Genomic DNA, 13,442 nt, shown 5'->3' with positions numbered 1-13,442 from the left:
TTTCTTTTAACTATTTTATCATAATACATTGGTTAATGTATATTTATAATCCTCTTTCCAACTTCAACAACTTTTTCTTCACAGTCAACCCACCTGCATACCCGACCAAGTTACCATCACTTCCTATGATACGGTGACAAGGTATGAGTATGGAGATAGCATTGGCTCCGTTGGCAGAGGCTACGGCTCGAACAGCCTTTTCATTACCGATATTTTTTGAGAGTTCCTGATAAGAAGCAGTCGTGCCATAAGGTATCTGCATAAGCCCCTTCCACACAGATTTTTGAAAATCAGTACCTACCATAAGCAGAGGGATATCAAAGCTCTTACGTTCACCTGTAAAATACGCTTTAAATTGGTCTATGGTTTTTTCTATGACCTTGGAACTCTCTTCCACATACTCGGCATTTAACCCTTTTTGAATTCTGTTATCTACAGCAGAGCGCCTCTTTCGGTATCGCCAGTCTGCCAGACAGAGTTTGCCCTCATATGAACCTAAAAGCATTTCACCAACAGGACTTTTATACGTTTGAATAGCTATTTTATTCATTATAATGTTTATACTTTTTTGTAGCAACATTTTCACAAATAAATGAAATATTTTCATTCTGATAAAAGTTTTTATACTCTTCATAGACACTGTCACACTCTGTCTCATTATAGTGGTTGATGATCACCAGTTTACCTGCATTTAAAAAGTCTCTTGTACCTTGTTTGTCCCACCAGTTTTTTTCAGAATGAAAGGACTCATAGAGTACCCCATCGAACTGCCCGAAGCCATCTACCGTATTTTTAGCCATACACTGCATACCCTTAGCATGTGTATAGTCACACAGTGCATTGATGTAGGTCTTTGCTTCCTGTACAGTAGCAGTAAGGTTGTACTGTACACGTGTATCTTCATCCAGCCAATCCATATTGTCAAACTCTACCCAGCCCAAACCCCAGTCAGCCATTTTATCAATGCGTTTTTTCATCACCGTTAAAATACCTGTGGTCGTTTCACTGACAAAATATTCACCTTTCCACTGTGGCCATTCTTTTGTAGTAAGGAACGGCTTCAGTGCCTTAAAATCCTCACGCCAGTCTTCCCCTGTTCCTGCTGAAATATATCCGGCGACTTGATTGTTATTTGTTTTGATCTTTGGAATATCCTGAAATACATTATCTTCAAACGGGTCTATCAATACATAGGCATCTTTTGCATGATCGATGATATCTATTATACTATCTGCTGCATAATTTTCCTGATATGCCTGATTGTATACCGGTACAGGCTTATGATTTACAGAAGATATATTATTTAAATCATCCTTCTTTACAGAACTTCCACAACCTGATACTAGAAATACAGCCATACTTATTGTACAAATTTTTTTTAACATCATTTATCCCAAGAGCTCTCTCTGTTTTTTTGTTAATTTATTATAGACCAATTCATAGGAATGGTCTATCAACTCTTTCACACTCTCTTCATCTACATCAGAATCCTCTGCAGTAACCGTATTCCAATGTTTTTTATTCATATGATACCCCGGTATCACACCCTCATAAATGCAACGGAGTTCCAACGCATAGATCGGGTCACATTTGAGATTCACCCTTAAGGGTCTCTCCTCTGAAGTAAGTGCGAACATTTTCTCACCGATACGATACACCCGTACTATATCATCAAAAGGATAGTCAAACGTTACCCCTTTTTTCGATCTGATATATTTATCTAATGTTTTAAAATCCATATTTCATTATAACCTAACTTTTGACTATAATAAAAGAAAGGAGACAATGATGCATCATCCGATACAACTCAAACTCATACGTTTGTATTTTTTTATTGTCAGCCGCCTGTTCCCTTCTTTAGCTGTTGTTTCTGCCTATAGGCTTTTCCATTATCCTGTGAATACAACAAGAAAAAACCGTAATGAACTCCCTCTGCCCAAGGCTGAAAAATTCACAATACCACTTTATAGGAACGTAACACTGCAAGGCTATAAATGGGGAGATGCAACAGACCCGGTAGTTCTCCTTGTACACGGCTGGTCTACAACTTCACGGAGCATGAGCCATTTTATCGACAGATTACTCAACCATCACTTTCAGGTGGTTACCTATGATGCATTGCGTCACGGAGAAACAAAAGCAGAACTCTCAGACCTTGCCAACTGGGCAGACAGTGTAAAAGCTGCATTAAAGCAGACCGGACAGGCAGAGTGTATTATTGCTCATTCTTTTGGAGGTGCTGCTGTAACAGTGGCTTCCAAACTTGGGTTAAATACAAAAAAACTGGTTTTAATAGCACCTATTCACAATGTCATCACCGTTTCAGACAATTTTGCACAACGCTTAGGTATTTCCTCTGCCATCGTAAAAAAAATGCGTGACTATACCTGGGAACAGAACAGACAACGGTTTGAACTGTACGGAAAAGACTGGAATGATCTTTTTAACTCCTCTTTTCATGTACCGACACTCATTTTTCACGATAAGGAGGATAGAGAGATAGGGATAGAACATTCCCTTGCTTTATGTCAAAAATGGCCATGGGCTATACTAAAAAAAACTACAGGTTTGGGACATAGAAAAATTTTGGATGATGCAGCAGTCACCAAAGGAGCAGTCTCTTTCATAGAAAAGACTTAAGTTTCTATAAGGCATAATTTACCATCGCTAAACCATTTGTGAGGGTGGGACAGAAAGCCACGTGGTCTGCTTTTATTACAGATAGCCGGGTTACAACATTTTTGTATAACAAAGGATAAGCATGAGAAAAGTGATCATAAGTATCTCTCTTTTAAGTCTTTTTTTTACGGGCTGCAGTGAAAAAAAGCGAGAAGAGAAAGAACCTGGAAAAGTAAAGATCATTCAAAAAGACGATGCTCTAAAAGAGAGCAATATCTCAGATGCACAGGTGTCTGTCAAAATACTTAAACCCTTTAAACCGACACTTGAGACCAATATCTCACAGGAAGAGGTGGTTACAGAGAGTCTGGAAGAACTGGAGACCAGTGCCTTCAAGACCATCCAGCCCCGTATTATTGAAGCTATGCAAAAAATACCCGAATGTCTGGAAAATGCCCAAAGCAAAGAAGAAGCATTTGCCTGCAGTAAGACATTAAGAGCACTTAACAAAGAACTTGCCATGGGAATGGGCGACCTTTCCGATGAACCAAGTGAAGGATATGGTGAAGACTTCACCTGGAATGAAGAGACCAAGACGAATATGATCAGAGAGATAGAAGCAGGTACAAGAGCGATGCAGGAGATGCAAACATGCATTGAAGCCTCCAAAACACCGGAAGAACTTGCAAAGTGCCTGGAACCGTAGATCACATCTGCTGTTTTGGTTCTTTTTTAGCTATGCACCTCCAAGCTCTTTCCTGTCAAAAGGTTCAATAAAATATATATTAGAAAGATTACTCCAAACATCTCCAAACTCTCCTCTATTGTATAAAGTGTACAGTAGAGCACTGTGTCTGTCCCATGAAGAGCAGCCTCTTTTGCACCTAAAAGTTCAAACCCTATGGCTCCACTCAAAAAGATAAAAGCTGCCAATATAAAAGAGTAAAATATTTTTTTCTCCATACGTAAAAAAAATCGTAAATACAAAAAGCCTAAAATCACTAATAATAAACCATAAGAAAGTACCCATGGGTAATGCAGGTATCCACTGGTATCCACAAATTTCTCTGTATAATCTCCTAATGTTTCATGAATTGTGGCACTCTCATCAAAACCTAAAAAGACAAAAACAAAACTTAAGCCGAGCCAATACTTATATTGCTCTTTTGTTTTTTCCTTTGCAACTTGAGCAAGTAAATAAAAAAGGAAACCGGCTATCAACAATAAGGTAGAAGAGAAAAGTGTCGGTAGATTTGCTTCCTGGTCAAGATCAACCATTTGAACAAAGTCAAATTTATCCGGATCATTGATATCAAAATAGATCATTAACATAACACTGTTTGCAAGGATCAGCAAAATAGCAACTAAAGAAAGAAATTTAATAATTTGTTTTGTATGAAGTGTTATTTTCATAATAGATCAATCTCCTTATTCTATTGTTGTAGATGTTACAATGATACACAAAATTATTTATATTTAACTATCTATTACAAATAGTTAACACTTAGGTAATACATTTAAGGTATGTCAAAATTTGCTTATGTCATAATAAGCGCATAGCTAAACTATTCGCGAGAATAGGACAGAAAGCTACGGGTCTTCTCTATTAAGCATAGCCTTAAGAAGATAGCCGGGTTGCATAAGAAAGCAATTGACGGTTATCAATAATCACTTCTTACAACTTATTGACGATCGTCTTAACCTAAACTTATGTATATAAAAGGGGAAAAGATGAACTCATCTAATAAACTTAGCTCGTTCATAGGAAGCGTGATAATAGCATTCGCTATTACTCTATTCTTGCCATCCATGGCAAATGCACACGGTTCTCATGGTTCTAAAGCACATGGATCATCATGCAATGTTAATTCGCATGGATCTAAAAATCATGGATCAAAAGCACATCACGGTTCTAAAAACCACGGGTCAAAAGCACATCATGGTTCTAAAAACCACGGTTCTCATGGATCAAAAGCACATCATGGTTCCAAAAAACACGGTTCTCATGGATCAAGTTGTAGCACATCAAAATATAATAAATACAAGGCACTTGCTGCGAAGTATTTAAGAGCATATTACAAATGCTATAACTACAAATACTACAGACTCTATGTCCATTACATGAAAAAAGCAAACGCTTGCAAACCAAATCAGACAGCAGACAATTGTACTAAATACAAAAATCTTGCAGATAAGTATTTGGCAGCATACAATAGATGCGGATATTACTGTTATTACCGTTATTATCTTTACTATATGAATCTTTACAAAAAATGTGAAGCGAATATCAATAAGACAGGTAAAGTATGCGGTCTTGTCTTTGAAGACTCTAATGCCAATGGAGAATTCGATAAAAGATCAGACAAACGTTTGGCAAATGTAACAGTGAAGATCACCGATTCAAAAGGTAAAGTCCATACAGTTAAAACCAATCAACGTGGTTATTATTGTGCCTGTGATATTGCTGAAGGAACGGCATCTGTTGATATTGATGAGACTACATTACCGGATAATCCAACTCAAGTGGTAGGAACTGACCCTACAGATGTAGAGGTAAAAGCACATCGTAGAAACTGGGAAGAGAAAAATGGCTATACATTCCCGGCACCTACAGGTAATGTATGCGGTACAGTGTATGAAGACAGCAATGAAAATGGTGCCCAAGACGATAACGAAAAAGGTGCCGCCGGTATCAAAGTAACGATCATTGATGCAAACGGTGATTCTCATGAAGTAACCACAGACGATGCAGGTAACTACTGTCTCAAAGATGTGGTTGAAGGTTCTGCTTCAGTAACAGTAGATGTAACGACCCTTCCTGACGGTGCAACATTTACGGGAACTGTCACAGATGACATCACTGTAGTTGCAGATCAGAACAATCCTGCTGGTAAAGATAGTTATACCCTTCCGGAACCTGTTGGTAATGCATGCGGAACGATCTTTGAAGACAGCAATCAAAATGGCGTACAGGACTCCACAGAAGTAGGTGCAGCAGGAATTAAAGTCATAATTACAGATCATAACGGAGACACGCATGAAGCAGTGACTAATGACAGAGGAAACTATTGTGTTATTAATATTCCGGAAGGATCAGCAACGGTAAAAATAGATCGCTCTACATTACCTGCTGGAGCAGAATTAACATATGGGTTAGATCCAAATGACATCAATATTATCGCAAATAAAGATATTGATGCCGGAGCAGATGGCTATATACTTCCTATACCAACTGGCACTATATTCGGTCAAGTTCTTGAAGATGTAGACAGCAGTAGAAGTTATGATAGCGGAGATACAGGTCTTGCCGGCGTAACACTCAACATTACAGACAGTGAAGGAAATATACATACTGCTGTAACAGATGCAAATGGTCAATGGACATTACCAGGTCTTCCGGAAGGAGAAGCAACTGTTGAAGTAGTTGAAGACACGCTTCCTGAAGGACATAAATATGTTTACGGTGAAAATCCGTCAACGGTTAATGTTGTCCTCAACGCAGAAACAGATGCCGGAATGGACGGGTATACGATCCACAGAAGAAGTTCCATCTACGGTTGGGTAAAAATGGATACCAACGGAAACAAGCAATATGACAGTGGCGATGTCGGTATTCCGGGAGTTGCAGTGATCCTTACAGATGTGAACGGTAACGAGCATACTCTTATTACGGATGAAAACGGGCTATGGTTCATAGTTAACCTTCCTGGCGGTGAAACAAAAGTAGATGTAGATGATTCAACACTTCCTGATGGTCTTGTACCTGCATATGGAAGTGATCCGAAAACAAAAATGATCATAGAAGGCTCCGGCAGTACCAATGCCGGAATTGTAGGATATGGACTTGGCGCTTAGCACATTTTCATAGATCACTTATTATAAAGAGAAAGGTTAAACACCTTTCTCTTCCAATTTTTCATTACAATAAATCAATATAATCCATTTAACTCTTATGCTGTTTTAGTACAATATACAATGGAAAATGTACAATTGGGTATTCATCACCTCTCTTATCAAGATATTACAGATCGATCCATCTTGCATGAAAAGATCTATCCTGATATGTACAAAAACTACTATTGGAGTAATGACTTTTCTGCAGCATACTATATTGCACAGGCTAAAGCCGGTTTTATTGCAGTAACAGATGTCTATGAGGAGAAAGAGTTGCTTCTTCCAGAGATCCAGTTCAGTTATGCCCTTTTGGATTTTGAAGATCTTCATATCAGTAAAAAAGTAAGACAGCTATTAAACAAAAAAGAACTAAAAATCGAGATCGGTCAAGATTTGGATGATGTTGCTGAAGGTATAGACAAAGCATATAAAAACAGCTGGCTTACACCGCAGTATATTGAGACACTCAAAGCAACACAGAACATAGATAAAAATTTCAAAGTGATATCCGCCTGTATCAAAGAGGATAAAAAAATCATTGCGGGAGAGATAGGCTACATCATAGGTAAAACCTATACCAGTCTAAGCGGATTCAGCAGTAAAGAAAAAAAATATACCAACTATGGGACAGCACAACTCGTCCTACTGGCAAAATATCTTCAAAAGAATGACTTTGCCTTTTGGAATCTGGGGCAGCCCTATATGGATTATAAACTGCATCTTGGTGCCAAAATATATGAACGTCAGGTATTTTTGAAACGTTGGTTCAAAGAGACTGTATGAACCACACAAATATTCCTTCTGCACATATATCACCAGCTTCATCTTTAAGTTTAACACTCACAGTAATACTGCCCCTGCCTTTTTTGGAAAACTGCTTCTCAAACTGAAATTTAATTTCATCACTCACATCAGAGAGAGCATACACACCTTCACTGACTGCTTTTTTGTACTTCATACTCCCCTCACGCAACAAAGGAATAACCTGATCACGCAACTCAGGGTATAGTGTTTGAAGATGCAACCCGCTTTGACTCTCTGCCAGTGTATAAAGTGCACCGGCATGCATAGTACCCATATGATTACAAAGCGTTGTCTTATTGTTCAATGCCAAAGTATCTTCTGTAAGTTTCTCTATGCCTGTATACTGTACAAAAGGTATGGAAGTAATATGCATCTATGACTCTTTTATACTATACGCAGTAAGAATACGCCCATTGCGCAAAATTGCTCCTGCATGTTCTACAGCATCAAACACATCTTTTTGACTCCAACCCATCGCATAAAGAATATCAAAATCATCTTGCCTACACTGTTTACTTTCATATATAACTTTTATTGCAAACTCTGCCAATGCCTGATGCTTTTCATCAAAAGGTACCTTAGCTATATTTTCTATGGTTTCATTGAGTTGAATTTGCGTATACCTCTTAGCTAAAAGAAATTTGGTATTGTATGCTTTACAATAGGTATACCCTTCTTTAAAAGCAATATATAATCGTATAAATCCAAACAGATCAGAATCTATATGTGGATGCTTTACTATGCGAAGCACCTGAACCATAAACTCTTCCAAATACATGGCATCAATGTTACCCAAAAAGGTTATTTGGGGAGGCACTGTACCATAAAGTAGTTTTGCTTTTTTGAAGAGCTTTTCCAGTCTCTCTTTTTGCCCTTCATTCTTTTGAAATATAAATATGATATATCCTTACTGTTTGACTGTCTTCTTACCTGCTTTTATCCAACCATTCTCTATACCGCCTTTGAGCTCATACACATGTTTAAACCCCATTTTACTAAGTCCCTCGCCCAAAGCTTTAGAACGGTTAGCATGGGCACAATATAAAAGTATAGGTTCTTTTTTATCTTTGACCAGATGCCCTAATTCAAAAAACCATCTAGCCAGATCAGGCTGACCGTTCGGAGCAAAGAACATCATCTTGTGTGCACCTTTGATAATGCCTGTCTGTTTCCATTCACCCGGCGTACGTATATCTATAACTGGATATCCTTTCCCCTGAAGCTTTGCAAACTCATCTACACTTACTGTTTTAAACTCTGCAAAGAGACTCACACTCAATACAGCTAATGAAAGTACTATCTTTTTCATCATTATCCTTTATTCTTTTTAAGAAGTGTACAGTAAAAAGTTTAACCCTTTTTAACAGCCTTTACTCTCAACCGCTTATAATCCAACATCCATCCCTCCTCTTCTATATAAATAGTCTCTTTCAAAATTACTCGGCACTCCTCTTTAAAAGTTTCAAACTGCTCTTGGCTTAAATGTTTTGTAACACCATTGGCAAAGATCTCTAACCAGTGAGACACATCATCCATCGGTGTAGGTCTGGGAATGATCTCCATGTACTCCACACTAAACCCTTCAGATTCCAAAAGTGTTGTGTACGCTTCAATACTTGGAAAATACCAAGGATTATCAAATACTCCAAATTCTGGATGATTGGCAAACACTTCTTGCATGGCAGATATCAAATGATAGGCATTGCCCTCACCTCCAAATTCACACACAAAACGCCCGCCGCTTTTGAGTGATTTGGCTATGTTTTGCACAGCACCTTTTGCATCTTTCACCCAATGCAACATCGCATTGGAAAAGACGGCATCAAAGGCTTCATTATAGGGCAAATCTGTCACAGAACCCACATATGCCTCTATGCCTTTGGCTTGACACTGTTCTATCATCTCGGCACTCATATCAACACCGATAACTTTTGCACCTCTGCGCGCTATCTCGACAGCCAAAGTTCCCTCGCCGCAGCCTGCATCCAAAATTTTCTCTCCATTCTGAGGATCAAGTAGATCCACAACAGGCAATGCTAACTGTGAGACAAATGCCGTGTGTTTGTTGTAAGTGTTTGGGTTCCAGTAGTTGGTTTCTTTTGTATTTTTATTGTTTTTCATTATTTCTCTTTTTCATGTAGGGTGTTGTACGACTCAGCATTTAGTGCTTCGCTTGCACTGCATTTTAATGCTTGTCCCCCGACAACACCAATAATCCAATATGCAAATATATTTTGTATCCAAAGAAAAAGGTGTTGTCAGGGACAACACCCTACATATGTGCATACACAGCCTATCTTAGCTGGTCATCCAATAAGGAATCTATAAAATGTTAGGTAAATGCTTAGAGGCTAAGCAGGAAAAAAGAGAGAAGGAGAGCAGAAAATCTTTGGGTGATTTGTGTAGTGTATGAAAATGTTTTCATGATGCTCTCCTTTTATTTTGTTGGTAAAAGTGTAGTAGATAAGTACTTAAAAAGAGGTTTCTACCCTCTTCATGCAATCTTGATAAAACTTTTTTATACTTCATAAGTAAATTAAAAATAGAAATGGAGTAAAGAATGAAAAATTTAACACAAATCACACTAGCTACTATAGCACTCATGGTTAGTTTAAGTGCCAATGACATCTACCAAACACACAACAAAACATTGCCTGAACTAAAGATGGCAGATAACAACTTAACCTTTAAGATGATAGAAGGTTACCAAGACTACAAGATAGTTGCCACTCATTTTAGAACAGATAAAAATGAGATACGCTACATACTCGCAAACCCTATTGGGTATAATGCTTTAAAAGAAAAAGCAAAAGTCATGCCTGAGGGGTCTAAAATAGTAAAAATAGGCTGGTCTGTGAAAAAGATGCCTACTTTCCCTAATGCACTTGAAGCAGACAAAGTACAAAGGGTTGAGTATATGGTAAAAGATTCTAAGACATTTAATGCCAATGGTGACAACTGGGGTTATGCACGTTTTGTTAAAAAAGAGGGTAACTATGTCGCTTGGGATAAGGGGAGCAAAGGATGCATCTCATGTCACAGTGCTGTTAAAGAGACAGATTATCTGTTTACAAAACTACAAAGTACACACTAAGCAATGAAATATAAAATCCTTATCGTCGAAGATGAGCCTGACATTGTGAGGCTCATCGAAAATAGATTAGATAGTGAGATATTTGATGTCACTGTGGCACTAGATGGTGCAGAGGCATTAGCAAATATACAACAACATCATTATGATTTGGTTACATTAGACATCATGCTTCCTCATGTAGATGGCTTAACCTTGTGCGAAAATGTACGTCAACGGCATAAAGATTCACTGATACTCATCATCTCTGCACTTGATACCATTGTGCAAAAAGAAAAAGCCTATACTCTAGGTGCAGATGATTACATCCCTAAACCTTTTTCCCCTAAACTTGTAGCCATCAAGATAGAGTCTTTACTCAAAAGACGTATAGAAATGCTACATGCACCTCTACCATGTTATGCTAATATCCGGCATGATAGTGCCTTAAAGCAGTTTTATATCCATACACATCCTCTCATGTTAACCGTCAGTGAATATACTATTTTTAAAATACTCTTTGAAACCCCTAAAAAGGTCTTTTCAAAAGAGGAGCTGTCACAAATACTCTATAATGAAGACATCGGGAATATTGATAAAGAGGGTATAGGCACACATATTTACCAAATTCGCAAGAAAATAGCCATGCTCAGTAAGGATGATATGATTAAAACCATAAGAAATGTGGGGTATACACTCTATGAACGCTAAGATGTATCTGATAGTCTATTACTCCATCGCAGGGGTCATCATCTCTTTGTTTACAGCGTTGATGACCTATTGGATTATTGATGTGCCTATCGGTCAGAAGATGATGTTTAAAATATTCTTGACCATTCTTGCAACACTACCTATTATTGGTCTGTTGAGCTATATCATAGGTCGATATTTGTCTGATAGACTCTCAACTATTAGCCTCTCTCTCGATGACATTAGTGAAGACAAATTTTTAACAGACAAGCATGAAGAGAGTATCACCGATATTAATGCTATTCATGAGTCTATCCATGAGCTTTCTCATCGTCTAGAAAACTCTATCACTACACTCAAAAAGAATAATACACAACTGAATAACATGATACTCTCACTCTCTCATGATATTAAGACTCCTCTGAGCATCATAGAAGGGTACTTAGAGGAGTTGGAAGATGATATCGTCACCCCAGAGCAAAAACCAGCTGTCATCGCAACACTTAAAAAAGAAACAGCCTATATCAACGAACTAAGTTCCGAAGTCATACACTACTTGCAGTCACTTGAAAACAGATCAGAAAAAGAAACCATAGTGCTTAAAGATTTTTTACATGAAGAAGTGTGTCCTTTAGTGCGTGCTAAAAAAGAGGTAGAGCTAAAATGTGAAATAGAAGAGGGGTTTGAAATCACCTTTGACCGCATAGCACTTAAAAGTATTTTGGTCAATCTCATGCACAATGCTACAAAACATACAGAACAAGGGAGTATCACCGTCAAATCTTTTGATGAAGGTATCATCGTAGAAGATACAGGCTCTGGCATAGACAGTAAAGATGCCACCATGATATTTGAGCCTTTTTACTGCGCTGATGAGAGTAAAAACAGAGAAAAAAGTGGTTTTGGTTTGGGCTTGTCTATTGCAAAGAATTTGGCTGAAAATAATGGATATAACTTAGCATTAGACACAGAATATACTTCTGGATCTCGGTTTGTATTACGCAAGAGAGAAGCATCTAGTTAGAAGAAAGTACAGACTTTATCCTCTTCAACCCTTCAGCTATCTCCTCAAAGCTACTATATGTAAAGTTAAAGCGTATCTCGTCATTTGCTCCACCAAACTCTGCACCTGGAACAAAAACAACTCCTTTTGCCAAGCACTGTTGTACCAATGCTCTGGTATCTACCCCTTTAAAGCGTCCGTAGATAAACATGCCACCTTTGGGTTGTGTGTATTCAAAACTAGGTAGATGCAGGTCTAACTGTTGACAGAAGTAATGCATCTTCTCTTGGTAGGCTACTCTAAGGGTCTGTAGATGCTTCTCAAATGATGTATCATCTTTCAAATACTCACATACCATCCTCTGTGTGATGCCTGAGGTGTGTAAGTCCATCGCTTCTTTGTAGGCGATGAGTGGAGTGAGTAGCTCTACATCGGCACGTATCCAACCTACACGTAAGGCAGGTGAGAGTACCTTGGAAAATGAGCCTAGATGGTAGCTCTGTTTTGGGAGCATGTGGCTGATGCTCTTGTGTGGTGCATGAAAGTAGAGTTCACTGTAGGGTGCATCTTCTATGAGTAGGGTTTGTGAAGCTTCTATTATGTCGGCTATTTCCTTTCGGTGTGCATCACTATAGCATCTACCACTTGGGTTTTGAAAGTCGGGTATGAGGTAGGCTAGTTTACTTTTGGCTATGCTTTGTCTAAAGCCTTCTAGTGCTATGCCGTCCTCTTCTAGAGGTACGCTATAGTCTTTCATATTATTTAATTTGAAGATATTCAAAGCACCCAAATAACTAGGCTTTTCTATGACAATGGAAGCACCATCATGATACCGACAGATGATATCTAACCCCTGCTGTGAGCCAGAGGTGATGAGTATATTTTCAGGAGTAGTAGGAAACCCACGGTTACAGTAGTGTCCAGCTATCTGCTCTTTAAGGGGTGCATACCCTGTAGAAGTACCATACTGTAAACTCTCAGCGTTTTGTAGTGCTGTATGTGCAGCACTCTGCAGTGCCTCACAAGGGAAAAGCGATACATCGGGCAGTCCTCCTGCAAAGCTAATGGTGTTACTGCTGGTATGTTCGAGTATCTCTCTTATGAATGAGCGTTTCATGGGTGTTCCTTTTTGGTTTTATTGTAGTCTTATGGAGGGTTTTAGTCTTTACTTTTAGTGCTTGATTAGTTATCTATTTTTGCTAATAGTTTTATTTTGAATTATGATATAATTATACAAAAAAGGAGTAAGCCTAATGGATAAACAAGATATTTTAAAATACCTTAAATCAAATCAAACATATTTTTATGACAAGTTTGGTATTCATTTTGTTGGGCTATTTGGTTCCTTTAGCCGTGATGAAG

Annotated in this window: 16 protein-coding genes and 2 riboswitches; of the genes, 7 read left to right on the top strand and 9 right to left on the bottom strand. The window is 38.2% G+C overall.

Annotated features, from left to right (window positions below):
* Nucleotides 1-43 precede the first annotated feature (43 nt).
* From MVE01_RS03225 to MVE01_RS03215, 3 genes are read right to left on the bottom strand one after another with little or no spacing between them, the layout of a single operon-like run.
* Nucleotides 44-550, bottom strand: coding sequence for a methylated-DNA--[protein]-cysteine S-methyltransferase (locus tag MVE01_RS03225; protein WP_472560726.1), 507 nt, complete (start codon nucleotides 548-550; stop codon nucleotides 44-46).
* The gene (locus MVE01_RS03220; RefSeq protein ID WP_472560725.1) at nucleotides 543-1,385 is read right to left on the bottom strand and encodes an endo alpha-1,4 polygalactosaminidase; all 843 of its coding nucleotides are present in this window, start codon (nucleotides 1,383-1,385) and stop codon (nucleotides 543-545) included. The genes MVE01_RS03225 and MVE01_RS03220 overlap by 8 nt, the downstream gene beginning before the upstream one ends.
* Before the next feature lie 3 nt (nucleotides 1,386-1,388).
* Nucleotides 1,389-1,739 (bottom strand): MmcQ/YjbR family DNA-binding protein, encoded by a 351-nt coding sequence (locus MVE01_RS03215; protein WP_472560724.1) that lies wholly within the window; start codon nucleotides 1,737-1,739, stop codon nucleotides 1,389-1,391.
* A gap of 49 nt (nucleotides 1,740-1,788) precedes the next feature.
* On the opposite strand from MVE01_RS03215, the gene MVE01_RS03210 reads away from it, so the two are divergent.
* Together MVE01_RS03210 and MVE01_RS03205 are read left to right on the top strand one after the other, a co-directional pair.
* Entirely contained in the window at nucleotides 1,789-2,640 is an 852-nt protein-coding gene (locus tag MVE01_RS03210) for an alpha/beta hydrolase (protein WP_472560723.1), read from the top strand.
* Between the two features lie 16 nt (nucleotides 2,641-2,656).
* A riboswitch (cyclic di-GMP riboswitch) is annotated at nucleotides 2,657-2,738 on the top strand.
* A 23-nt stretch (nucleotides 2,739-2,761) separates the two neighbouring features.
* Nucleotides 2,762-3,325 (top strand): hypothetical protein, encoded by a 564-nt coding sequence (locus MVE01_RS03205; RefSeq protein WP_472560722.1) that lies wholly within the window; start codon nucleotides 2,762-2,764, stop codon nucleotides 3,323-3,325.
* Between the two features lie 26 nt (nucleotides 3,326-3,351).
* Here MVE01_RS03205 and MVE01_RS03200 read toward each other — a convergent pair whose 3' ends face one another.
* Nucleotides 3,352-4,032, bottom strand: a complete 681-nt coding sequence (locus MVE01_RS03200; protein ID WP_472560721.1) for a hypothetical protein — start codon at nucleotides 4,030-4,032, stop codon at nucleotides 3,352-3,354.
* A 136-nt stretch (nucleotides 4,033-4,168) separates the two neighbouring features.
* Nucleotides 4,169-4,262, top strand: a riboswitch (cyclic di-GMP riboswitch).
* 88 nt (nucleotides 4,263-4,350) lie between these two features.
* Between MVE01_RS03200 and MVE01_RS03195 the strand changes: the two genes are divergently transcribed.
* Nucleotides 4,351-6,474 carry an SdrD B-like domain-containing protein gene (locus MVE01_RS03195; protein WP_472560720.1) on the top strand — a complete coding sequence of 708 codons (2,124 nt, stop codon included), beginning with the start codon at nucleotides 4,351-4,353 and terminating at the stop codon, nucleotides 6,472-6,474.
* 120 nt (nucleotides 6,475-6,594) lie between these two features.
* Nucleotides 6,595-7,296 (top strand): hypothetical protein, encoded by a 702-nt coding sequence (locus MVE01_RS03190; RefSeq protein ID WP_472560719.1) that lies wholly within the window; start codon nucleotides 6,595-6,597, stop codon nucleotides 7,294-7,296.
* On the opposite strand, the gene MVE01_RS03185 is transcribed toward MVE01_RS03190, so the two are convergent.
* The 4 genes from MVE01_RS03185 to MVE01_RS03170 all read right to left on the bottom strand — a co-directional run bounded on the left by MVE01_RS03185 (nucleotide 7,280) and on the right by MVE01_RS03170 (nucleotide 9,438).
* The gene (locus MVE01_RS03185) at nucleotides 7,280-7,690 is read right to left on the bottom strand and encodes a PaaI family thioesterase (protein ID WP_472560718.1); all 411 of its coding nucleotides are present in this window, start codon (nucleotides 7,688-7,690) and stop codon (nucleotides 7,280-7,282) included. The two genes, MVE01_RS03190 and MVE01_RS03185, sit on opposite strands and share 17 nt — an antisense overlap.
* The gene (locus MVE01_RS03180; RefSeq protein WP_472560717.1) at nucleotides 7,691-8,113 is read right to left on the bottom strand and encodes a carboxymuconolactone decarboxylase family protein; all 423 of its coding nucleotides are present in this window, start codon (nucleotides 8,111-8,113) and stop codon (nucleotides 7,691-7,693) included.
* 111 nt (nucleotides 8,114-8,224) lie between these two features.
* Nucleotides 8,225-8,626: a rhodanese-like domain-containing protein gene (locus MVE01_RS03175; protein WP_472560716.1), complete on the bottom strand. Its 402-nt coding sequence runs from the start codon at nucleotides 8,624-8,626 to the stop codon at nucleotides 8,225-8,227.
* A gap of 41 nt (nucleotides 8,627-8,667) precedes the next feature.
* Nucleotides 8,668-9,438, bottom strand: a complete 771-nt coding sequence (locus MVE01_RS03170) for a methyltransferase domain-containing protein (RefSeq protein WP_472560715.1) — start codon at nucleotides 9,436-9,438, stop codon at nucleotides 8,668-8,670.
* A gap of 439 nt (nucleotides 9,439-9,877) precedes the next feature.
* Here MVE01_RS03170 and MVE01_RS03165 point away from each other — a divergent pair, with 439 nt between their 5' ends.
* The 3 genes from MVE01_RS03165 to MVE01_RS03155 are packed head-to-tail and all read left to right on the top strand — an operon-like array spanning nucleotide 9,878 to nucleotide 12,101.
* Nucleotides 9,878-10,411, top strand: coding sequence for a cytochrome P460 family protein (locus MVE01_RS03165; protein WP_472560714.1), 534 nt, complete (start codon nucleotides 9,878-9,880; stop codon nucleotides 10,409-10,411).
* Between the two features lie 3 nt (nucleotides 10,412-10,414).
* Entirely contained in the window at nucleotides 10,415-11,098 is a 684-nt protein-coding gene (locus tag MVE01_RS03160; protein ID WP_472560713.1) for a response regulator transcription factor, read from the top strand.
* Entirely contained in the window at nucleotides 11,088-12,101 is a 1,014-nt protein-coding gene (locus MVE01_RS03155; RefSeq protein ID WP_472560712.1) for a sensor histidine kinase, read from the top strand. Before MVE01_RS03160 ends, MVE01_RS03155 begins: the two co-directional genes overlap by 11 nt.
* Here the strand turns inward: MVE01_RS03155 and MVE01_RS03150 are convergent.
* Nucleotides 12,094-13,197 (bottom strand): aminotransferase-like domain-containing protein, encoded by a 1,104-nt coding sequence (locus tag MVE01_RS03150; protein ID WP_472560711.1) that lies wholly within the window; start codon nucleotides 13,195-13,197, stop codon nucleotides 12,094-12,096. The two genes, MVE01_RS03155 and MVE01_RS03150, sit on opposite strands and share 8 nt — an antisense overlap.
* Between the last annotated feature and the right edge of the window lie 245 nt (nucleotides 13,198-13,442).

Origin of the sequence: Sulfurovum sp. (genome assembly GCA_026990595.1) — a bacterium.
In the GTDB taxonomy this organism is placed as follows: Bacteria; Campylobacterota; Campylobacteria; order Campylobacterales; family Sulfurovaceae; genus Sulfurovum.
Note: the sequence above shows the minus strand (reverse complement) of the source record. Positions and strands in the feature narration are given on the sequence as shown.